We start from the raw sequence: 20343 nt of genomic DNA, 5'->3' as shown, positions 1-20343 counted from the left end.
CCATGGCAACGCTTGAGATCCACGACCTGCACGTCTCCGTCGAGGCCGAGAACGGTCCGCGGGAGATCCTCCGCGGTGTCGACCTGACCGTGAAGCAGGGCGAGACCCACGCCATCATGGGCCCCAACGGCTCCGGCAAGTCGACCCTCGCCTACTCTCTCGCCGGGCACCCGAAGTACACCGTCACCGGTGGCACCGTGACCCTGGACGGCGAGGACGTGCTGGCCATGTCCGTCGACGAGCGGGCGCGCGCGGGTGTCTTCCTGGCCATGCAGTACCCGGTCGAGGTCCCCGGCGTCTCGGTCTCCAACTTCCTGCGGACCTCCGCCACCGCCATCCGCGGCGAGGCCCCCAAGCTGCGCACCTGGGTGAAGGAGGTCAAGGAGGCCATGGAGCGCCTGCACATGGACACCTCCTTCGCCGAGCGCAACGTCAACGAGGGCTTCTCCGGCGGTGAGAAGAAGCGCCACGAGATCCTCCAGCTCGAGCTGCTCAAGCCGAAGATCGCGATCCTCGACGAGACCGACTCCGGCCTCGACGTCGACGCGCTGCGCATCGTCTCCGAGGGCGTCAACCGGGTGCGCGAGACCGGTGAGGTCGGCACCCTGCTGATCACCCACTACACGCGGATCCTGCGCTACATCAAGCCCGACCACGTCCACGTCTTCGCCGCGGGCCGGATCGCCGAGTCCGGCGGCCCGGAGCTGGCGGACAAGCTGGAGGCCGAGGGCTACGAGGCATATGTGAAGGGAGGCGCGTCCGCGTGACACCGCAGCTGCCGGGCCTGCTGGACACCGAGGCGATCCGCAAGGACTTCCCGGTGCTGGACCGACTGGTCCACGACGGGAAGAGGCTCGTCTACCTGGACAACGCGGCGACCTCGCAGAAGCCGCGCCAGGTCATCGACGCGCTCAGCGAGTACTACGAGCGCTACAACGCCAACGTCCACCGCGGTGTGCACACTCTCGCGGAGGAGGCCACGGCGCTGTACGAGGGCGCCCGCGACAAGATCGCGGCCTTCATCAACGCGCCGAGCCGTGACGAGGTGATATTCACCAAGAACGCCTCGGAGTCGCTGAACCTGGTCGCCAACATGCTGGGCTGGGCCGACGAGCCCTACCGCGTGGACAGCGACACCGAGATCGTCATCACGGAGATGGAGCACCACTCCAACATCGTCCCGTGGCAGCTGCTCTCGCAGCGCACCGGCGCGAAGCTGAAGTGGTTCGGCCTCACCGACGACGGCCGGCTCGACCTGAGCAACATAGAGCAGGTCATCACCGAGAAGACGAAGATCGTCTCCTTCACGCTCGTCTCCAACATCCTGGGCACGGTCAACCCGGTCGAGGCGCTCGTGCGCCGCGCCCAGGAGGTCGGCGCCCTGGTGCTGATCGACGCCTCGCAGGCCGCGCCGCACATGGTGCTGGACGTGCAGGCGCTGCAGGCCGACTTCGTGGCCTTCACCGGCCACAAGATGCTCGGCCCGACCGGCATCGGCGTGCTGTGGGGCCGCCAGGAGCTGCTGGAGGACCTCCCGCCGTTCCTGGGCGGCGGCGAGATGATCGAGACCGTCTCGATGCACGAGTCGACCTACGCTCCCGCGCCGCACAAGTTCGAGGCGGGTACGCCCCCGATCGCCCAGGCTGTCGGCCTCGGCGCGGCCGTGGACTACCTCAGCGCCATCGGCATGGACAAGATCGCCGCGCATGAGCACGCGATCACCGAGTACGCGCTGCGCCGGCTGAAGGAGGTGCCCGGGCTGAAGATCATCGGACCGGACACCCCCGAGGGCCGCGGCTCCGCGATCTCCTTCACCCTCGGCGACATCCACCCGCACGACGTGGGCCAGGTCCTCGACGAGCAGGGCATCGCCGTGCGCGTCGGGCACCACTGCGCCCGGCCGGTCTGCCTGCGGTACGGAATTCCCGCGACCACGCGAGCGTCGTTCTATCTGTACTCCACCCCGGCCGAGGTCGACGCCTTGGTCGAGGGCCTGGAGCACGTACGGAACTTCTTCGGCTGAGGACGGACGGACGGCGAAGCCTGTGAAGCTGGATTCGATGTACCAGGAAGTCATCCTGGACCACTACAAGAACCCGCACGGCCGGGGCCTGCGCGACGGCGATGTCGAGGTGCACCACGTCAACCCGACGTGCGGTGACGAGATCACGTTGCGCGTGAAGCTCGACGGCACGTCCATCGAGGACATCAGCTACGAGGGTCAGGGCTGTTCCATCAGCCAGGCCAGCGCCTCCGTGCTCAACGAACTGCTCGTCGGCCGCCAGGTCGACGAGGCCGTGAAGGTCCAGGAGGTCTTCCTGGAGCTGATGCAGTCCAAGGGCAAGCTGGAGCCCGACGACGCGATGGAGGACGTGCTGGAGGACGCGGTCGCGTTCGCCGGCGTCTCCAAGTACCCGGCGCGCGTCAAGTGCGCGCTGCTGAGCTGGATGGCGTGGAAGGACGCCACCGCCCAGGCGCTGGGCGATGGCGCGGTCAGGGAGTCCGCATGAGCGAGAACGCAGAAGTGACGACGACGAAGCCGGCGAGCGAGGAGGAGATCCGCGAGGCCCTCTACGACGTCGTCGACCCCGAACTGGGCATCGACGTCGTCAACCTCGGCCTGATCTACGGCATCCACATCGACGACACCAACGTCGTCACCCTCGACATGACGCTCACGTCGGCGGCCTGCCCGCTGACCGACGTCATCGAGGACCAGGCCAAGTCGGCCACCGACGGCATCGTCAACGACCTGAAGATCAACTGGGTCTGGATGCCGCCGTGGGGCCCCGACAAGATCACCGACGAGGGCCGCGAGCAGCTCCGCGCGCTCGGCTTCAACGTCTGATCCTCGCGCCGCCACGATCACGACCGCGGGACGCCGCTCCGACCGGGAGCCGCGTCCCGCGGTCGTTTCCGTTCGCGCGCCCACCCGGGTCCGCGGTCCGCGGGTCCTCCGCACACGAGCGGCCATGCCGCCGGCAGCTATGTGTACGGACGTACACATCGATGTGTACGCTTGTACGCATGGCATACGCATTGCTGGGCGGGGCGATACTCGCCGAGGTGCTGGGGACGACGTCCATGAAGTACAGCGAGGGCTTCACGAGGCTGTGGCCCTCGCTCGGCACGGCGGTCGGCTATCTGATCGCCTTCGCGCTGCTCGCGCAGACGCTCAAGTCGATGTCCGTGGGCACCGCGTACGCGATCTGGGCCGGGGTCGGCACCGCCGCCATCGCCGCCATCGGCATGGTCTTCCTCGGCGAGGCGGCCACCGCCGCCAAGCTGACCGGGATCCTCCTCGTCATCGCCGGGGTGGTCGTCCTCAACCTCGGCGGCACCCACTGATGGCCCGCCGGTACGACCCCGAACGGCGGCAGCGCATCATCGACGCCGCGATCCGCGTGGTCGGCGAGCGGGGGATCGCGGGGCTCGGCCACCGGGCGGTGGCCGCCGCGGCGGACGTCCCGCTCGGCTCGACCACGTACCACTTCGCCACCCTCGACGACCTCCTGGTGGCCGCGCTGCGGCAGTGCAACGAGACCTTCTTCCGGGAGGTCGAGGAGCGCGCCCTGCTCGGTTCGCCCGGCGGCGACCTCGCCGCGGAACTGGCCCGGTTCGTCGAGGAGACGGTCTCCCGGGACCGTCCCCGTGCGCAGTTGGAGTACGAGCTCTATCTCGCCGCCCTTCGCCACGAGGCCGTACGTCCGGTCGCCGCGGAGTGGGTGGACCACATGGCCGCCCTCCTCGCCCGCTGGACCGACCCGGTCACCGCCCGGGCCCTGGCCGCCCTCACCGACGGGATGTGCCTGCAGGCCCTGCTGACCGGCCGGGACGTCGACCGGGGGGAGGCCCGCGAGGTCTTCGCGCGGATCATCGGCAAACCCGGCCCAGACTGCTGACCTATACCGGCCGCGACCTGATCCGGCATCCTCACGCGCCGCATTCACGCCTTCACGTGATCGATTCTTGTAGAGCGTCGATCGGAGGCCAGTATGAAACAGGCGATGAAGGACATACCGAAGGTGGTGTGGCTCCTCGCCACCGGCATGTTCTTCGTGGCGGCGGTGAGCTTCACCTTCGTCTACCTCTTCGTCTACCTGACCGGACCCCGTGGGCTCAGCACCTCGCAGGCGGGACTCATCGCGGGTGTGGGCGGGATCGGCATGGTCGCCGGCAACTTCACCGGCGGCTGGTTCGGCGACCGGTTCGGGCACCGCCGCACCCTCATCACCGGCATGGTCGTGTCGGGCCTCGGGCTGGCGGCCCTCCCGCTCACGCCGACCGCTGCCCTCGCGGTGGTCTTCCCGGTCGCCCAGTACGCCACCGGCGTCACCCGCGCGTCCAACTCCGCGCTCATCGCCTTCTCCGTGCCGGAGGGCTCGCGCCGCCAGGGCTTCGCCCTGCTGCGCTTCATGGCCAACCTCGGTGTCACCGTCGGCCCGCCGCTCGGCGCGCTGATCGCCACCACCGTCTCGTACGACTGGCTGTTCGTCGCAGACGGCGTCGGCATGCTCTTCTTCGGGGTCTACGCGCATTTCATCCTGCCCGCCAACGGCAACCACCGGCCCAAGAGCGGCCCTTCGCCCGACGCCCCCGGCCTGTGGACCGCGCTGCGCGCCCGGCCCGCCGTGCTGGTGCTGCTCGTCGCGATCCTGATCGCCGACACCATCTACCGCCAGCAGTACTCCACCCTGCCCGTGTACCTGAAGGACCACGGCATCGGCACCGGCGTCTACGGCGCCCTCATCGCCATCAACGGCGCCCTGGTCATCCTCCTCGAACTCCCGGTCACCGTGGCCCTGCGCCGGCGCGCCCCGCTGCCGATCATCGGCCTCGGCATGATCCTGGTCGGGCTCGGCTTCGCCGTGCTGTCGGCGGACGGCTGGTACATCGCCGCCGCCGTCGGGATGATGATCCTGCTGACCGTGGGCGACATCCTCTACAAGTCGCCGTCCACCGCCTACGTCGCGGACAACGCCCCCGACCACCTGCAGGGCCGCTTCCAGAGCATGTACGCCGGCGCCTCCATCAGCGGCGTGGTGCTCGCCGCGCCGCTGGGCGGCGTCCTCTACGAGACCGCGCCGGGCGCGCTGTGGCCGCTGTGCGCCGTCCTCGGCGTCGTGGCCGGCGCGGCGGTGCTCGGCGCCCGGCGGCTGCCGGGTGTGCGGGACGCGGCCGCCGAGCCCGACGCGGTCAGGGCCGCGACGCAGTCCTGACGGCGTCCAGCGCCGCCGCCACGCTCGCCGTGATGTCGGTGACCGGGTAGAACACCCGCCGGATCACCCGGTCCGCGCCGACCACCAGCGTCAGGCGCTTCAGCCGCACCGCTCCCCCGGCACGGAAGGTCGGCAGGCGCAGCGCCGCCGTCAGGGTCAGCTCCGCGTCCGACAGCAGCGGGAAGGACAACCGCTCCCGCGCGGCGAACTCCGCCTGCTCGTCCGGGCGCTGGGCGCTCACCCCGTGCACGGCCGCGTCCGCCGCGGTGAACTCCGCCAGCCGGTCCCGGAAGGTGCACGACTCCAGCGTGCATCCCGCCGCTCCCGGGATGTCGCCCCAGCCCGGCGGGTAGGACGCGGGCAGCGCGTAGGCGCCGGGGAAGCAGTAGAGCACCGTGAAGGGCCGCTCCGCGGACACCGGGTCGCGGAACTCGCCGCCGGGGCCCGCGGGGAGCAGCAGTTCGGGCACGCGCGTGCCCGTCAGCGCGTGCACCCGCTCCGCCTCCCGCGACCCCTCCGCCGTGGTGCCGGTCGTCGAGCCGTCGCCCAGCACCCACTGGTCTCCCCAGTCCTGGAGGGCGATCAGCACCGGCAGCAGCGCCCGGCCGCGCGGCGTCAGCCGGTACGCGTACCGGACCGGCCGCTCCTGGTAGGGCTCCCGGGTCAGCACGTCCGCGTCGACCAGCAGGCGCAGCCGTTCGGCCAGCACCTTGCGGGACATGCCGAGTTCACGGTGCAGGTCGTCGAAGCGGTGCACGCCGCGGGCCGTGTCCCGCACGATCAGCAGCGTCCACCAGTCGCCGACCACGTCGAGGGCCTGGGCGATGGAGCAGTTCGCGTCACCTAGCTGTGTACGGCGGGCCATGCCGCTATCCTGCCAGCCACGAGTGGGTTCCCAAAAGGAACTCACTAGGTCCTGAGGGGGATGCGGACATGCGCGAGGTGCCCAGGGTCGTCTGGCTGCTGGCCGCGGGGGTGTTCACGAACGCGGTCGTGAGCTTCACGTTCGTCTATCTCTTCGTCTGGCTGACCGCGGTACGGGGCCTGCCCGTACCGGAGGCGGGACTGATCGCCGGCACCGGCGGGGTGGGCCTGGTCGCCGGCAACTTCACCGGCGGCTGGTTCGGCGACCGTTTCGGGCACCGCCGCGTCCTGCTCACCGGATCCGTCGTCTCCGGCGCCGGACTCGTCCTGCTGCCCGCCCTGCCGACCGCCGCGCTGCTGCCCGTCCTGCTGCTCGCGCAGTACGCGGCGGGTGCCGTGCGCGCCGCCAACTCCGCGCTCGTCGCCGTCTCCGTTCCCGAGGGCGCCCGCCGTCAGGGCTTCGCCGTGTTCCGCTTCGCCTCCAACGCGGGCTTCACCGTCGGGCCGCCGCTCGGCGCGCTCCTCGCCGCGCACTTCTCGTACACCTGGCTGTTCGTCGCCGACGGCCTCGGCACGCTGCTCTTCGCCGCGTACGCCGCCTGCGCGCTGCCGGCGCAGGGGGCCCGGCGGGGGGCCTCGCGGGCCGGCGCCGCAGGCGGTTCCGGGCTGTGGGCGGCGCTGCGGGCCCGGCCCGCCGTCGTGCTGCTGCTGGTGGCGATCCTGGTCACCGACACCGTCTACCGGCAGCAGTACTCCACCCTGCCCGTCTGGCTCGCCGACCACGGCATCGGCACCGCCGCGTACGGCTGGCTGATCGCCGTCAACGGAGGCGTCATCCTCTGCCTGGAGATCCCCGCCGCCGTCGCCCTCCGCAAGCGGCCGCCGCTGCCGATCATCGGCACCGGGCTCGTCCTGGTCGGCGCGGGCTACGGCGCCCTGGCCGGCGGCCCGTTCCTCGCCACGGCGGTGACGATGATGCTGCTCCTCACGGCGGGCGAGATCCTCTACAAGACCACCGCCACCGCCTATGTCGCCGACCAGGCCCCGGACCATCTGCAGGGCCGCTTCCAGTCCTTGTACGCCGGGGCCTCGGTCAGCGGCACCGTCCTCGCGCCGCCCCTCGGCGGCGCCCTGTACGACACCGCGCCCGGCGCGCTCTGGCCGGTCTGCGCGGTGCTGGCCGCGGTCAGCGGGACGGTGCTGCTGGTGGCCGCGCGCGGGCGGTTCGGCGCCGGGCGGGACGGCGCCGGGTTGGGTGGGGCGGGCGGGCCGGCCGCGGTGGAGGGGGCGGGTGTGGCGGCGGGTGTGGCGGGCGCGGCGGGTGCGGCGGCCTCCGCCGAGCGTGCGACGGGGGAGGGGGAGGCGGTTGAGGCGGCTGACGGGGCGCAGGAGGCGGAGCCGGCGGCGGGTGGGCGCCCGGTCCGCATGGCGGGCCGGTTGGGCAAGCGCGGGGCCCAGCGACTAGCGTTCGACACATGACTGAAACGACCGCCACCTCCCGCGCCACCGGTGCCGTCGCCGCAGGCCTCGCCACGATCGCCGACGACGGCACCGTCCTCGACACCTGGTTCCCCGCGCCCGAGCTCGTGGCGGCGCCCGGCCCCGCCGGGACCGAACGGCTCAGTGCCGAGCAGGCCGCCGAGCTGCTGGGCGCGGCCGCGCCCAAGGCCCTGGGACCGGACCCGCGCCGCGGGGTCGAGGTCGTCGCCGTCCGGACCGTCATCGCCTCGACCGACGACAAGCCGCTCGACGCGCACGACGCGTATCTGCGTCTGCACCTGCTGAGCCACCGCCTGGTCAAGCCCAACGGCCAGAACCTGGAAGGCATCTTCGGCCTCCTGGCCAACGTGGCGTGGACCTCCCTCGGCCCCGTTCCCGCCGGCGGCATCGAACGCGCCCGCCTCGCCGCCCGCGCGGAGGGCCTCCACCTGTCGGTCTACGGCGTGGACAAGTTCCCGCGCATGACGGACTACGTCGTCCCCGCCGGGGTCCGCATCGCCGACGCCGACCGCGTCCGCCTCGGCGCCCACCTGGCGTCCGGTACGACCGTCATGCACGAGGGCTTCTGCAACTTCAACGCCGGCACGCTGGGCACCTCCATGGTCGAGGGCCGCATCAGCCAGGGCGTCATCGTCGGCGACGGCTCCGACATCGGCGGCGGCGCCTCGATCATGGGCACCCTCTCGGGGGGTGGCAAGACCGTCGTCTCCATCGGCGAGCGCTGCCTTCTCGGGGCCGAGGCCGGCATCGGCATCTCGCTCGGCGACGACTGCGTCGTCGAGGCGGGTCTCTACGTCACGGCGGGCACCCGGGTCTCCCTCCCCGACGAGACCATCGTCAAGGCCAAGGAGCTCTCCGGCGCGAACAACCTCCTCTTCCGCCGCAACTCCATCAGCGGCACGGTCGAGGTCCTCCAGCGCACGGGCTCGTGGGGCGGGCTGAACGAGATCCTGCACAGCCACAACTGACCTTCGGCGGCCGCGGTTTGCGGCCGCCTGCACGGCCGGTGCCCTGACCTGCCGCCGAGTTGTCGGCGCTCGTCGGCGCCGGTCATCGCCGAGCGCCCTTCCACGGCCCCAGGACGGCCCGGGAGGGCGCTCGTGTGCTGTGGGGGACTTCTGCCTTGTCGGTTCGACTGCCCAGCCCTTGTTCACGCCGAGTGTCCCAGCCCCACAGATCGTCGGGGTCGCATGGGGAGCGCCGGGAGTCGCCGGTGTCCGTCCACGTGGATGTCATCACCCCGGCAGCGGTCCGACCACCGCGGCTGTACCGTGCCGCACAGATGGGGTGGCGGTAGCAGACACCAGGGGGTTACGTGATGACCGGCACGACCCGCCCGTTCGGACCGGACGGCGCGTCATCAGGAGGTCCTCACCGGGCGGCACGTCACCTCGGCGCCATGCATCTGAGTGGTGTGATCTTGCTGCTCACCTACGTGATCCCTCCGGCCTGGGCTCTCGATGCCTACGGCGCGGCCCCAAGTAGCGACCCTTCGGCGGACACACCCCCATTCGCGATCTTCGCGGTGATGTTGTTCCACTGCGTGGTCATTCACACGCTCGTGCAGATTCCATCGGGTGTGCTGGGCACGAGGTTCGGCCGGAACCGTGGGCCGTCGGTTGTCTATGCATCGGCCTTGGCGATGGCGGGAATTCTCACGGCCTTGGTCTTGTGGTTGACCCTGCAGGCGGAGAATGTCGGCGAGTTCATGCAATTGTGGGCGGATTTCATGGCTCGCGTCTCGCTTGGTCTGGCGGGCTACGTGTGGGTGACCAAGGGCTCGCGGAAAACGGCCGTGCGCTGATCGGTTCGGGCAGTAGGTCAAGTCCGATCATCTTCACAAGCCATCAACAAAAGATGTGTGCTCGTCTTCGTGCAAGCGGGGAAGCCTGCCGGCTTCTGAGCGCGAGTGCGCTGTGTTTGAGTACGCGTACTCATTCGGAGCGCGGGGTGCCGGCCGTAGGTTCTGCGCATGACACGTATCCGCCCATCCATCAGCACGTTCGCCCACCCCCGGCGCGGCCTCGCGGCTGCCGCCCTCGCGGCCCTGGCGCTCACCGGCTGCGGAGGTGACAGGCTGAGTGGCGGCGGCACACAGGGTGAGTCGGGCAGCGGCCCCGACCCCAAGGTGAGTGCCACGCAGCCGTCGTCCGAGCAGGCGGCGTTCGCGTCGATGCTCGACGAGCTTGCACAGGTGTGTTCTTGGACCGACGCGGACCCGTCGGGACCGACCACCAAGATGCCGACCGGTCCGGTGGGGGAGGAAAGCCTCGCCCCTGGCGAGACTCCCCCGACCGACCCGATTGTGCCCGCCGCCCCCACGGAACTCCAGACGAAGTTGAACGAACGCGATCGGTGCGCGAGCGTCCAGCACGAACAGCGCATCATCCAGGCGCTGCAGACGGTCTCGGAGCCCACCCCCGCCAAGGTCCGGAAGGTCCTGAACGGCCTCGGCTACATCGACGAGCGCATCCACGGCCTGAAGCAGGACGGCAAGGCCACGCGCTTCTACCTCGACCTGCGCGAGAAAGGCGGCCGACTCTGCGAGGCGGGTCTGGCGGCGGGCGAGGAAACGGATGTCGCCGTGTGCATGGTCCCCGCCGCTGGGTCGTTCGCAGTCGCGAAGGCAGAAGAGCAGCGCTAATGGGCCCCTCGATGTTCTTGGTGTGCAAAGGTGAGGGACCGGACCGTAGGGGCATACGCGTCGATTCAGGGGCATGATCACCCGGATCCACGCGGACGGGGCGGCGCTCGATCGCCTGCGCGCAGCGTACGCGTGGCGCGCGGGCCGCGAACGTCGGCTGTACGGGCGGGATTTCCCGGAAAGGTCAGGAAAAGAGTTCCGCCAACTTGACGGCGGTGCCGAACAGGCCGAAGACGAAAAAGAAGGCCCCTATCGCCCGCAGGACGCCTGGTGACGTCGCGTCGGCTCCGAACACATAGTGGCGGGATCGGTCGAAAATCCAGTCGGCGACCCCTCTGACGTTCGCGGCCACCATTCCACCGAGAGCCGCCAGCACACCGAAGAACAGAAGGTACGGACCTACCTCGGCAACCGGGGTCCACATGGCCTGTCCACCCCCTTCGCCGAGCGCGTGCGCTCGAACATCGCCGCCTCTTCCGGCCGTTCAGCCACTGGTGCCCGCGAAGAGACCCGCCGGATCCCGCGGGGCGCCGTCGCCCGTCGTCGGGAGGTCGCCACGCTGGGGCTGGTCCTGGCCGCCCCCGTCTTCCGAGGGCAGGACATCGGCCGCCTCCCCACCGGAGGCCCGGTGGACGTGGTCCGCGGCCTGCCGCAGGACGTCGCGGCTCACCGTGCCCGTGTCCGCGGACAACCGGATCACGCGGTCCGCGTCCTCGAGCACATAGGAGTGCGAGGTACCCGTCGCCCGGTACCAGTGGTTCCCCTCCTGCTCGCACGTCGCCTGATCGGTGCCCGCTTTGCCGGCGCTGTCCTCGCAGCCGACGGGACCGGCGTAAGCGCGCTCGTCGACCCGGAGTTCGATCGTTCCTCCGTCCGGCCCGGTGTAGGAGGCGCCGAAGCCGTGGTCGCCGATGACGCCGACGGACTGGAGGGCGACGCTGTAGCCGGGTACGTCGGTGACGTAGACCATGGCGGGTTCGATGCCCAGGGCCCGGGCCCTGCTGTCCAGCGCGGGCGCGTCCGCGGACTGCGTTCCGCAAGCGGACAGCGCCAGCACCCCTGACAGCAGCAGGGGCGGCAGGGCCGATCGTATGTGCGCCATGCGCTCATGATCTCTTGCGGGACGAGGGGGCGGGGACGTTTTCGTGATCGTCATGGGTCATGCCGGATTCGGCGGGTCCACCGGACGCTGCCTTTGGGTATCGCGTCGCGCGGCCTCCCTGAGCGCCGCACGGAGGTCCCGGCGGTGCCGCCACCACTCGGTCACCGAGCCCGTCTCGCCCCGCCGGTGGGGTGGCACCAGGAACTTGGGCCGGTTGAACCACGCGATCGTGGCGTGCAGCATCAGCAACGGGAACGAGCCCAGTACGAAGAACGCGCCGACGGCCTCGACAGAGGGGCCCGCCCCGCCCGAGGCCGCGGCGGAGGCGACGATGCCGATCGTCATGCACACCAGCCAGGCCGCGAGGGCGACGACGCCGCGCTCGTGCCCGCGGATGACCGACGGGTTCCTCGTGTACCGGTACGTTCGCATGGCGGGCGCGCGCTCCGAGCCGGTCCAGTGGAGCCACGCCGCCCGTACGGAGAACAGGCTCACCGCTGTCATGAAGAGAAGGACGAAGATCCCGAAGCTGATGTCTGCCACAGCCCCTCCCCGGGGTCGGCGCCGACGAGACCCCCAGTATCCGCGCGGCCTCGCGGGGTTGTCGGTCGGGGGTCCGGCGCCAGTGGTCCGATCCTCGGCTACTCCGGCTGTGTCGTGATGCGCGGGCTCTTCGATCGGCACCTGATCGACACGCTCATCGGCGTCGTCATGGCGGCCGCGTTCGCCTGCATGCTCACCGTCGCCGTGCCGGGAACGCCCGGCGGGCTGGTCGGCGCGTGGCTCTTCCGGGGCCGGCGGGCGCGGGGCGGCGGATCCGCGCGCGCCGACGGCGGCACCGGACCGGCCGGTGCGCGCGGCGTCCTCCCGGTCCCCGCCGACCACCCGCGCGCCGGCCTGCACGAGGAACTCGGGGACCTCGGTCTTTGTCAGGCCTGGCCTAGATCCAGGTGTCGAACCACATCCTGGCCTGCCAGCCGGAGTAGGGGATCGTCCGGCCGGTGTAGATCGGGAAGAAGTAGATGAAGTTCCAGACGATCAGCAGGACGAGGACGCCCGAGGCCACCGCCCCGTAGGCCCGACGGCGTTCGGACGCGCCCGGCGGGCCGAGGAGGGCGCCGAGCCCCATGGCGAGGGCCAGGCAGAGGTACGGGAGGAAGACGACGGCGTAGAACGAGAAGATCGTGCGGTCTTGGTAGTTGAACCACGGCAGGTAGCCGGCCGCGACCCCGCACAGGACGGCACCGGCGCGCCAGTCGCGGCGCAGGGCCCAGCGGTAGAGGACATAGGCGAGGGCGAAGCAGGCCGCCCACCAGAGCAGGGGCGTGCCGAGGGCGAGGATCTCCCGTGAGCAGCCCTCGGCGGCGCGGCAGCCGTCCTGCCCCGGCTTGGGGGATTCGTAGAAGAAGGACACGGGCCGGCCGAGGACCAGCCAGCTCCAGGGGTTGGACTGGTACCTGTGCGGATCCTCCAGGCCGATGTTGAACTGGTAGACCCCGTACTCGTAGTGCCACAGGCTGCGCAGCGGCGCCGGGATCCACGACCACGTGCCGCCGCGGCCGTCCGCCCAGTGCCGGCCGTAGCCGTCGTCGGTGAGGAACCAGCCGGTCCATGTCGTCAGGTACGTCAGCAGGGCGACCGGCACGAGGGACAGGAACGACCAGCCGAGGTCCCGGCGGAGCACCGAGACGTACGGGCGGCGGGCCCCGGCCAGGCGGCGGGCGCCGACGTCCCAGAGCACGGTCATCAGCAGGAAGAAGACCAGGAAGTACAGGCCGTTCCACTTGACGGCCGAGGCGAGGCCGAGGAGCGCGCCGGCCGCGAGCCGCCAGGGTCGCAGGCCGGTGCCGGCCCGGGCGGCGGTGTACGCGTCGGGGCCGGCGAAGCCGTCGCCGTCCACCGGGAGGGCGGCCGCGAGCCGGGCCCGCGCGCGGTCGCGGTCGACGAGCAGGCAGCCGAACGCCGCCAGTACGAAGAACATGACGATGACGTCGAGCAGGGCGGCGCGGCTCAACACGAAGTGCAGCCCGTCCACCGCCATCAGCCCGCCGGCCAGGCACCCCAGGGCCGTGGAGCGGAAGAGCCGGCGCCCGATGCGGCACAGCATCAGCACCGAGAGGGTGCCGAGCACGGCCACCATGAAGCGCCAGCCGACCGGGTTCAGGCCGAACATCCACTCGCCGAGGGCGATGACCCACTTGCCCATCGGCGGGTGGGCCATGAAGTGACCGGTCTCGGAGAGGGGTACGACCTGGGGGTCCGCGAGGATCTGGGGATCGGCGACCTTGCTGTCGGGCCAGGTGCCCTCGTAGCCGAACCGCAGCAGGGACCAGGCGTCCTTGGCGTAGAACGTCTCGTCGAAGACGACGCGGTGCGGGCTGCCGAGGTGCACGAAGCGCAGGACACCGGCGAAGAGGGCGATCAGGAGGGGGCCGAGCCAGCCCGTGGCCCGTGCGGCGCGTTGCGCCCGCACCGGGCCGAGGCCCACCGTCCGCCAGATCCGGGTCCCCGGCTCCGGGAAGGGCGGGACCAGCCGCTCGCGGGTGTCGGTGCGGGGGCGTGCGGTGTGGCCGAACCGGCGCAGTCGCAGTGGCCAGTCGGAGGGCGCGGTCGCCGCCCGGGAGTCGCCGGCGTCGTCGGTGCGGTCCGGCGTAGCGGTGTCCGTCGTCACCGGGCCATCTTAGGGAGGTTGTCGGATCGTCATACCGGCCGTGGGCGGGAAGAGCCTGTCGCCGGTTCCGCTCGGTCCGGTGGTGGAGCCGCTCGCCGGGCGGCCCGGGCGGTGACGCCGCCGCGCGGCCCGGGCCGACCTCGATGACGCGCAGGTCCGGGACCGTGCCGCGCCGTCCGTCGCTCAGGTCGTGCGACGCCGTGCCCACCGGGTGGCCGACGAGGAATCCCCGGACGTGCCGGTCGAGTGCCTCGCGCGCCGGATCCGCCTCGCTCGTCGTCGTGGCGGGGATCCTTTCGGTCGCTCCGCGGCCGCCCGGGCGCCGTCGTGGGGGCGCGCGGGAGTCCGTCGCGCGCCCCGGGAAGCGCCGGTGCTTCCCGGGACCCGTGCTCCGCGAGGGCGGCGGACCGCTGCCCGTTTCCGGGGGTGGGACGGGAGTGACACCGCTGACGGGTGCGACCGCCGATCCCATCGCGCGGAGCCCGCGTGCCACCGCCAATGCCGACGGCGCACGCGTCAGTTGCGGTAACGGCGGGTGACGGAAAGCCGAAGCGCGCCCACGGGGCCCGGACGCGTCTAGGCTGGTGCTGCGCGTTCACGCGCCCCCCGCATACCGCTGCATTGGAGACCCCGCCATGGCCGCTGACCGCCTCGACCTGCCGCCGGTGAGGCTGCTGCCCGAGGAGGAGCTGGCGCGGCTCGCACTCGCCGTACCGCTCCTCGACCGCGCGGTACGCCTTGCCCGCTGGTCCGCGCCCCACGTGACCGTGGACGCGATGGGGGAACTGACCGCCGACGACGCCGTGCGCGCGGTGCGCGAGCTGGGTCTGGAGGGGCAACCGGACGGCCCGGCGGAGACGGCACAGGCCTGGGGCGTGGCCGTGGACGCGGGACTGGTCGACCTGGACATCGAGGACGCCGACGAGGCCACGGCGGACGAGGGCCCCGGCGCCGGCAGCGTCGCCCTGGACGAGCCCGCCGGGCGCGCCGTGCCCGGCGAGGCACTGAGGCGGCTGGAGGGCGGCGCGCCCCGCGACGTGCTGGAGCTGTGGCTCGCCGCCGTGGACACCGCGCTGGCCGAGGCCGCGACCCCCGACCTCGACGGTCTGATGGAGGAGCTGGGCCCGGACGGCGAGGTCGATCTGAGCACCCTGGACTGGGACCCGGAGGAGGAGGCGGAGTTCCTCGACGGCGCGCTCGCCAACCTCTACCTCTTCACCGCCATGGAGGACTCCGGTTCCGGCGACACCAAGGACGCCGTACCGCTGCCGGTCCTCGCCGCCTCTCTCGTCGTCCCCGAGGACGTGGAGGAGCCGAGCGACGCCCTGCTGGAGGACGTCACCGAGGTGATGATGCGCCTGGACGACCACTTCCGGCTGCTTACCACGACCGGGCTGCTGGAGTACCAGCCGCTCGACGAGGCGCTGATCGAGGAGGCCGAGTCCGAGGACGCCGGGCCCCCCGAGAGCGCCGCGGCCCTCCCGCAGGAGATCGGGCCCGAGGAGGTCTCCCGCTACGGGCTGGTCCGGCTGACCCCGCTGGGTCTCTACGGCGTACGGTCCCGGATGATCGACGCCGGCATGCGGGCCCCGGCCGCCGGGGATCTGGCCGGACAGCCCGCCGCCGTCCTCCTGGAGGCGCTGTTCGAGTACCCGGACCAGATCGCCCGCCGGGAGGCCGACGCGTGGCTGGGCAACCGCAAGGCGTACGAGGCGGCCCGCGAGCTGCTGGAGGCGGCCCGCGGCGAGGACCGCAACGCGCCCGGACGGCGGCTCGTGGCCCAGCAGACCCTGAGCCTGCTCGGTGACGAGGCGGAGCCGGCCCTGCGCGAGGTGCTCGCCGACCGCCAGCTCGGCGGGCTGGCGCGGGTCTGGCTGACGGAACGCGGCGCCGCGGACGTCCCCGCGCCCGACGAGGACATGATCTTCTGGCTCACCGTCGACACCATCGCCGCCCAGCTGGACGCCGACGACGACCCGGAGTTGCTGCGCGAGCTGGTCACCGACCTCGTCGCCCGGCACGACGGGTTCTTCGCCGCGGCCTGGCGGGTGGACCACCCGGCCACCGCCGACGTCCTGGAGGCCATGGGCCGCATCCACCCCGACAAGCGGCTGGCCAAGGAGGCGCGCAAGGCCGCCTTCAAGGCCCGCTCGGCGGGACCCACGGCGCCCTGACCCGGCCGGCGGCGTCCGACCCGGCCCGCGGGCCGGGGACGGGGCCCGAACGCCTCAGGGAATGGGCGGCGGAATGTCCCGCTCAGTTCAACTCGTGTTCGCCATGGGGCGGGAGCGTGACTGCGCCAGAGCAGTGACCTTGTTGCCCCAGGAGTAGACGATGCCGCTCACCCGCAGAGACTTCGCCAAGCGTACGGCGATCACCGGCGCGGGAGTCGCGCTGGCCGGAACCGTGGACGTCCTCGCCACCGCGCCGGGCGCCCTCGCCGCCGAGGCTCCGGCGACCGCCGCGGCGGCGGGCGCCTCCCGGCACCACGCCCAGCTGGGCTACGGCGAGCTGATCCCGGACCCCAAGGGCGTGCTCGCCCTCCCCAAGGGCTTCTCCTACCGCGTCATCACGCGGACCGGCGTCACCAAGCTGGAGTCCGGCGAGTCGACCCCCTCCAACCACGACGGCACGGCCACCTTCGAGGGCCTGCGCGGCGCCACGCTGCTCGCCAACAACCACGAACTGGCCGGCGCCCGCGCCGACTGGCCGCACCCGGTGCCGCTGACCGAGGGCCTGGTCTACGACTCCGGCGCGGCCGGCGGGGTGACCATCGTCGAGGTCGCCCAGCACGGCGGGCACGTCGTGGAGTGGGTCGGCGTCGCCGGCACCGCCACCAACTGCGCGGGCGGCCGCACCCCGTGGGGCACCTGGCTGACCTGCGAGGAGACCGAGGACAAGGCCGGCAAGAACGGCTTCCTCAAGGACCACGGCTATGTCTTCGAGGTCGACCCGTACGACCGCAAGGCCAACCGCGACCCCAAGCCGATCAAGGCCCTGGGCCGCTACGCGCACGAGGCGGTCGTCGTCGACCCCAAGCGCGGCCACCTCTTCCTGACCGAGGACGCCTCCAACCCCAACGGGCTCTTCTTCCGCTGGACCCCGCCGGCCGGCTTCCACCACGGCCGCGGGAGGCTGCGCGGCCTCAAGGACGACGCGGGCGTGCTGCAGGCCTTCAAGTGCTTCGACTCCGGCGGCAAGTTCGTCGACGACCTGTCCCGCGCGACGAAGATCGGCACGGTCTACGGCGTGGACTGGGTGGACGTCCCGGACCGCGACGCCAAGGCCGTCTCCGTGCGCAAGCAGTTCGCGGCCGGCGAGGTCACCCGCGCGCGCAAGCTGGAGGGCATGTGGTGGGGTGACGGCGGCGTGTACGTCGTCTCCTCCTACGCCCGCGAGGAGAGCCCGGGCGCGTCGCACGACGGTGCCGTGTGGTTCTACGACCCCAAGCGCCGCACCCTGACCCTCAAGGTCCTGCTGGGCGTCAACCCCGACCCGTCGGTCGACGGCGCCTTCGACGGCCCGGACAACATCACCGTCTCGCCCTACGGCGGCCTGGTCATCGCCGAGGACGGCGAGGGCCAGCAGCACCTCTTCGGCGCGCTCGGCGACGGCCGCACCTACCCGATCGCCCGCAACGAGCTGAACATCGGCACCGCGGAGGAGCCGGAGTACAGCGAGTTCACCGGTGTGACCTTCTCGCCCGACGGCAAGACGCTCTTCGCCAACATCCAGGTGCCCGGCATCATGGTGGCCATCACCGGCCCCTGGCGCCGCCAGGGCCACGGCGGCGCCTGCTGAGCCCCGACCGCACCACTCGCGCCCGGTGGTCCGTGCCTCCGCACGGACCACCGGGCGCGCCCGTGTCGCTCAGAGGGCCTGCGCGGCGGGCTTGACCATGCCCTTCACGGTGCGGGAGTCGACGAAGTCGCCCATCGCCGTCATCTCCCACTCGCCGGAGAACTGGCGGATGAACTTGGCCATCATCACGCCCGTGCGGGGTTCGGCGCCGGTGAGGTCGAAGCGCACCAGCTCCTCGCCCGTCGCGCCGTCCATCAGGCGGCAGTAGGCCTTGGCGACCTGGTTGAACTTCTGGCCCGAGAAGGAGTTCACCGTGAAGACCAGCCCGGTGACCTCGGGCGGCAGTCCGCCGAGGTGGACGGTGATGACCTCGTCGTCGCCCGCGCCCTCGCCGGTGAGGTTGTCACCGGAGTGCTGGATCGCGCCGCCCAGGATCGTGAGCCGGCCGAAGTAGCAGGACTCGATGTGGTTGCGCTGCGGCCCGTACGCGATGACCGAGGCGTCCAGGTCGATGTCCTTGCCGCGGTACGCGGGCTCCCAGCCGAGGCCCATGCGGACCGAGGTCATCAGCGGCTTGCCGCCCTTGACCAGGGAGACCGTCTGGTTCTTCTGGAGGTTGACCCGGCCCTTGTCCAGGTTGATCTTGCCGGTGCCGACCGGGGGAGCAGGGGGTGCGGCCGGCGGTGCGGGCGGCGCCGGGGGTGCGGCCGGGGGCGTCATGGCGGCGGCCGGGGGAGCGGGCGGCGGGGGAGCCATGGGCGGTGCCTGGGGTGCCGCCTGCGGGGCGGCGGCCGCGGGCTCGTCGACGGAGACGCCGAAGTCGGTGGCGATGCCCGCCAGCCCGTTCGCGTACCCCTGGCCGACCGCGCGGGCCTTCCAGACGCCGGCGCGGCGGTAGATCTCGACCACGACCAGGGCGGTCTCGTTGGTCAGGGCGGACGGGGTGAAGGTCGCGATGACGCTGCCGCTGCCGGCGTCACGGATCGTCGCCGTGGGCTCGGTGCCCGCGAAGGTCGCCCCCGGCGCGTCGGGACTCGCCGTGACGACGATCTTCTCGATGTCGGCCGGCACGGCTGCCGTGTCCACCGTGATCGCGTCGGGGGAGGTGCCACCGCCGGACCGGTAGGTCACGCCCGGCCCGGTGGGCTGGTTGTAGAAGACGAAGTCGTCGTCGGAGCGCACCTTGCCGTTGGCGGCGATCAGCAGGCCCGACACATCAAGCCGCACGGGCGCGGATACCTCCACTGCCACGCGCCCCGCGGAGAGCGGGATGTTCGAGCCGGGTGTCATTGCGGTCATGTTCCGCTTAACGATCGTTCCGGGTTTACGGTTCCATTACCGAACGGCGTTTTCACGTATCACGCATCGTGGCCGTCAGCGGCCGCGGTACGGGGATCGGCCCGGCCGTCGCGGAGGCCCTCGTCCGCGACGGGGATCAGGTCGTGCCGATCGGACGGCCGGGGCGACGTCCTGGACGAGGCGGTCGCCCGGCTGGGCTCCGGATCGGCGCCGGCCGTCCCGGCGGCCTGACCGGCGAGGCGGCGGCGGCCGGGGTCGGCGACCTCCGCCCATCTCACCGCCCGGATCCAGCAGGTCGACGGCTGGGTCGGACGCGGCCGGTGGGCGCCGCCCCGGTCAGTGGGGCCAGATGGGCGGGTGCGTGGTGAAGTGGCCGCCGAGGTGGGCGTGGTCCGGGTTCGCGGGGTCGAGTTCGCCTTGTTCCGCGATGAGCTTCGCGGCGAAGGGCTCGGAGTCGTCCCGCGGCTCGTACCCCAGCGCCCGCGCCGAGGACAGGTCCCACCACAGTCGGGTGTTGGCCGAGCTGCCGTAGACGACGGTGTGCCCGACGCCCTCGGCGGTGAGGGCGGCGTGGAAGAGCCGGGCGCCGTCCTCCGGGCTCATCCAGACCGAGAGCATGCGCACCGACGTCGGCTCCCGGAAGCAGGAGCCGATGCGGACGGAGACGGTCTCCACGCCGTGCAGGTCCCAGTAGAGCTGGGCGAGGTCCTCGCCGAAGCCCTTGGACAGGCCGTAGTAGGTGTCGGGACGGCGCGGGGTGTCGACCGGGATGAGCGGGTCGTCCCCGACCGGGCGCGGGGTGAAGCCCACGGCGTGGTTGCTGGAGGCGAAGACGATCCGCGGCACGCCTTCCTCGCGGGCGGCCTCGTAGAGGTGATACGTGCCCTCGATGTTGGCGCGCAGGATCTTCTCGAAGGGGGCTTCCAGGGAGATGCCCGCGAGGTGGATGATCGCGTCGACCCCGCGCACGGCCTCGCGCAGGGCCGCGCGGTCCGCCAGGTCCGCGGTGATCGCGTCCGGCGCGCCCTCGACGGGCAGCATGTCGAGGAGGCGCAGCTCGTAGCCGTACGCCGGCAGCAGCTCGCGCATCAGGGTGCCCAGGCCGCCCGCGGCGCCGGTGAGCAGGACGGTGCGGGGAGCGGGCATACGCGGATCTCCTCGATCAGTTGTCCACGTTCATGGACATCATTCATATCTATGGACACGCTAGAGAGCGCCTGCCGGAGCGTCAAGACTCCACCAC

At 71.8% G+C, this 20343-nt stretch carries 21 protein-coding genes; 14 read left to right on the top strand and 7 right to left on the bottom strand.

The annotated features are described in order from the left end of the window. The first annotated feature begins 2 nt into the window (after positions 1 to 2). From sufC to AB0F62_RS12360, 7 genes are all read left to right on the top strand, one after another. The gene (gene sufC, locus AB0F62_RS12390; protein WP_361796053.1) at positions 3 to 767 is read left to right on the top strand and encodes a Fe-S cluster assembly ATPase SufC; all 765 of its coding nucleotides are present in this window, start codon (positions 3 to 5) and stop codon (positions 765 to 767) included. Next, the gene (locus AB0F62_RS12385) at positions 764 to 2023 is read left to right on the top strand and encodes a cysteine desulfurase (RefSeq protein WP_361796050.1); all 1260 of its coding nucleotides are present in this window, start codon (positions 764 to 766) and stop codon (positions 2021 to 2023) included. Before sufC ends, AB0F62_RS12385 begins: the two co-directional genes overlap by 4 nt. A 22-nt stretch (positions 2024 to 2045) precedes the next feature. Further along, the gene (sufU, locus tag AB0F62_RS12380; protein ID WP_361796047.1) at positions 2046 to 2510 is read left to right on the top strand and encodes a Fe-S cluster assembly sulfur transfer protein SufU; all 465 of its coding nucleotides are present in this window, start codon (positions 2046 to 2048) and stop codon (positions 2508 to 2510) included. Beyond that, a complete protein-coding gene (locus tag AB0F62_RS12375; protein WP_361796044.1) occupies positions 2507 to 2848 on the top strand; it encodes a metal-sulfur cluster assembly factor in 342 nt (113 codons plus the stop codon). Before sufU ends, AB0F62_RS12375 begins: the two co-directional genes overlap by 4 nt. Before the next feature lie 179 nt (positions 2849 to 3027). Then, positions 3028 to 3348 carry a multidrug efflux SMR transporter gene (locus tag AB0F62_RS12370; RefSeq protein ID WP_361796041.1) on the top strand — a complete coding sequence of 107 codons (321 nt, stop codon included), beginning with the start codon at positions 3028 to 3030 and terminating at the stop codon, positions 3346 to 3348. Further along, complete coding sequence (locus AB0F62_RS12365; protein WP_361796038.1) at positions 3348 to 3902, top strand: TetR family transcriptional regulator; 555 nt, start codon at positions 3348 to 3350, stop codon at positions 3900 to 3902. Before AB0F62_RS12370 ends, AB0F62_RS12365 begins: the two co-directional genes overlap by 1 nt. A 105-nt stretch (positions 3903 to 4007) precedes the next feature. Next, the gene (locus tag AB0F62_RS12360) at positions 4008 to 5219 is read left to right on the top strand and encodes an MFS transporter (protein WP_361796035.1); all 1212 of its coding nucleotides are present in this window, start codon (positions 4008 to 4010) and stop codon (positions 5217 to 5219) included. Here the strand turns inward: AB0F62_RS12360 and AB0F62_RS12355 are convergent. Further along, positions 5197 to 6084 (bottom strand): winged helix-turn-helix transcriptional regulator, encoded by an 888-nt coding sequence (locus AB0F62_RS12355; RefSeq protein ID WP_361796032.1) that lies wholly within the window; start codon positions 6082 to 6084, stop codon positions 5197 to 5199. The genes AB0F62_RS12360 and AB0F62_RS12355 overlap by 23 nt on opposite strands. A gap of 68 nt (positions 6085 to 6152) precedes the next feature. On the opposite strand from AB0F62_RS12355, the gene AB0F62_RS12350 reads away from it, so the two are divergent. From AB0F62_RS12350 to AB0F62_RS12330, 5 genes are all read left to right on the top strand, one after another. After that, positions 6153 to 7562: an MFS transporter gene (locus AB0F62_RS12350; protein ID WP_361796029.1), complete on the top strand. Its 1410-nt coding sequence runs from the start codon at positions 6153 to 6155 to the stop codon at positions 7560 to 7562. After that, positions 7559 to 8551: a 2,3,4,5-tetrahydropyridine-2,6-dicarboxylate N-succinyltransferase gene (gene dapD, locus AB0F62_RS12345; RefSeq protein WP_361796026.1), complete on the top strand. Its 993-nt coding sequence runs from the start codon at positions 7559 to 7561 to the stop codon at positions 8549 to 8551. The genes AB0F62_RS12350 and dapD overlap by 4 nt, the downstream gene beginning before the upstream one ends. 350 nt (positions 8552 to 8901) lie before the next feature. After that, the gene (locus AB0F62_RS12340; protein ID WP_361796023.1) at positions 8902 to 9387 is read left to right on the top strand and encodes a hypothetical protein; all 486 of its coding nucleotides are present in this window, start codon (positions 8902 to 8904) and stop codon (positions 9385 to 9387) included. 168 nt (positions 9388 to 9555) lie between these two features. After that, on the top strand, positions 9556 to 10227 hold the full coding sequence (locus AB0F62_RS12335; RefSeq protein WP_361796020.1) for a hypothetical protein: 672 nt from the start codon (positions 9556 to 9558) through the stop codon (positions 10225 to 10227). 73 nt (positions 10228 to 10300) lie between these two features. Then, a complete protein-coding gene (locus AB0F62_RS12330; RefSeq protein WP_361796017.1) occupies positions 10301 to 10501 on the top strand; it encodes a hypothetical protein in 201 nt (66 codons plus the stop codon). Between the two features lie 210 nt (positions 10502 to 10711). On the opposite strand, the gene AB0F62_RS12325 is transcribed toward AB0F62_RS12330, so the two are convergent. From AB0F62_RS12325 to AB0F62_RS12315, 3 genes are all read right to left on the bottom strand, one after another. Continuing rightward, positions 10712 to 11329, bottom strand: coding sequence for a hypothetical protein (locus AB0F62_RS12325; RefSeq protein ID WP_361796014.1), 618 nt, complete (start codon positions 11327 to 11329; stop codon positions 10712 to 10714). Between the two features lie 57 nt (positions 11330 to 11386). Continuing rightward, entirely contained in the window at positions 11387 to 11872 is a 486-nt protein-coding gene (locus AB0F62_RS12320) for a hypothetical protein (protein WP_361796011.1), read from the bottom strand. A 397-nt stretch (positions 11873 to 12269) separates the two neighbouring features. Then, a complete protein-coding gene (locus tag AB0F62_RS12315; protein WP_361796008.1) occupies positions 12270 to 14000 on the bottom strand; it encodes a phospholipid carrier-dependent glycosyltransferase in 1731 nt (576 codons plus the stop codon). 635 nt (positions 14001 to 14635) lie between these two features. On the opposite strand from AB0F62_RS12315, the gene AB0F62_RS12310 reads away from it, so the two are divergent. Beyond that, the gene (locus AB0F62_RS12310; protein WP_361796005.1) at positions 14636 to 16174 is read left to right on the top strand and encodes a hypothetical protein; all 1539 of its coding nucleotides are present in this window, start codon (positions 14636 to 14638) and stop codon (positions 16172 to 16174) included. A gap of 160 nt (positions 16175 to 16334) precedes the next feature. Then, positions 16335 to 17801 (top strand): alkaline phosphatase PhoX, encoded by a 1467-nt coding sequence (locus AB0F62_RS12305; RefSeq protein WP_361796002.1) that lies wholly within the window; start codon positions 16335 to 16337, stop codon positions 17799 to 17801. Positions 17802 to 17870: 69 nt separating this feature from the next. Here AB0F62_RS12305 and AB0F62_RS12300 read toward each other — a convergent pair whose 3' ends face one another. The 3 genes from AB0F62_RS12300 to AB0F62_RS12290 form a co-directional block, all read right to left on the bottom strand. Then, complete coding sequence (locus AB0F62_RS12300) at positions 17871 to 19091, bottom strand: TerD family protein (RefSeq protein ID WP_361796113.1); 1221 nt, start codon at positions 19089 to 19091, stop codon at positions 17871 to 17873. 68 nt (positions 19092 to 19159) lie between these two features. Beyond that, a complete protein-coding gene (locus tag AB0F62_RS12295) occupies positions 19160 to 19378 on the bottom strand; it encodes a hypothetical protein (RefSeq protein WP_361795999.1) in 219 nt (72 codons plus the stop codon). A gap of 58 nt (positions 19379 to 19436) precedes the next feature. Continuing rightward, on the bottom strand, positions 19437 to 20246 hold the full coding sequence (locus AB0F62_RS12290) for an NAD(P)-dependent oxidoreductase (protein WP_361795996.1): 810 nt from the start codon (positions 20244 to 20246) through the stop codon (positions 19437 to 19439). Between the last annotated feature and the right edge of the window lie 97 nt (positions 20247 to 20343).

Source organism: Streptomyces sp. NPDC026673 (assembly GCF_040638135.1).
GTDB lineage: Bacteria > Actinomycetota > Actinomycetes > Streptomycetales > Streptomycetaceae > Actinacidiphila.
This window is presented reverse-complemented; position numbering and strand designations above follow the sequence as displayed.

What these genes read in the sequence shown, in the direction of transcription:
- AB0F62_RS12355 (WP_361796032.1), bottom strand. Translation starts at nt 6,084, where the DNA reads ATGGCCCGCCGTACACAGCTAGGTGACGCGAACTGCTCCATCGCCCAG.
- AB0F62_RS12335 (WP_361796020.1), top strand. Translation starts at nt 9,556, where the DNA reads ATGACACGTATCCGCCCATCCATCAGCACGTTCGCCCACCCCCGGCGC.
- AB0F62_RS12370 (WP_361796041.1), top strand. Translation starts at nt 3,028, where the DNA reads ATGGCATACGCATTGCTGGGCGGGGCGATACTCGCCGAGGTGCTGGGG.
- AB0F62_RS12310 (WP_361796005.1), top strand. Translation starts at nt 14,636, where the DNA reads ATGGCCGCTGACCGCCTCGACCTGCCGCCGGTGAGGCTGCTGCCCGAG.
- AB0F62_RS12305 (WP_361796002.1), top strand. Translation starts at nt 16,335, where the DNA reads ATGCCGCTCACCCGCAGAGACTTCGCCAAGCGTACGGCGATCACCGGC.
- AB0F62_RS12325 (WP_361796014.1), bottom strand. Translation starts at nt 11,329, where the DNA reads ATGGCGCACATACGATCGGCCCTGCCGCCCCTGCTGCTGTCAGGGGTG.
- AB0F62_RS12360 (WP_361796035.1), top strand. Translation starts at nt 4,008, where the DNA reads ATGAAGGACATACCGAAGGTGGTGTGGCTCCTCGCCACCGGCATGTTC.
- AB0F62_RS12340 (WP_361796023.1), top strand. Translation starts at nt 8,902, where the DNA reads ATGACCGGCACGACCCGCCCGTTCGGACCGGACGGCGCGTCATCAGGA.
- sufC (WP_361796053.1), top strand. Translation starts at nt 3, where the DNA reads ATGGCAACGCTTGAGATCCACGACCTGCACGTCTCCGTCGAGGCCGAG.
- AB0F62_RS12365 (WP_361796038.1), top strand. Translation starts at nt 3,348, where the DNA reads ATGGCCCGCCGGTACGACCCCGAACGGCGGCAGCGCATCATCGACGCC.
- AB0F62_RS12300 (WP_361796113.1), bottom strand. Translation starts at nt 19,091, where the DNA reads ATGACACCCGGCTCGAACATCCCGCTCTCCGCGGGGCGCGTGGCAGTG.
- dapD (WP_361796026.1), top strand. Translation starts at nt 7,559, where the DNA reads ATGACTGAAACGACCGCCACCTCCCGCGCCACCGGTGCCGTCGCCGCA.
- AB0F62_RS12350 (WP_361796029.1), top strand. Translation starts at nt 6,153, where the DNA reads ATGCGCGAGGTGCCCAGGGTCGTCTGGCTGCTGGCCGCGGGGGTGTTC.
- AB0F62_RS12330 (WP_361796017.1), top strand. Translation starts at nt 10,301, where the DNA reads ATGATCACCCGGATCCACGCGGACGGGGCGGCGCTCGATCGCCTGCGC.
- AB0F62_RS12290 (WP_361795996.1), bottom strand. Translation starts at nt 20,246, where the DNA reads ATGCCCGCTCCCCGCACCGTCCTGCTCACCGGCGCCGCGGGCGGCCTG.
- AB0F62_RS12375 (WP_361796044.1), top strand. Translation starts at nt 2,507, where the DNA reads ATGAGCGAGAACGCAGAAGTGACGACGACGAAGCCGGCGAGCGAGGAG.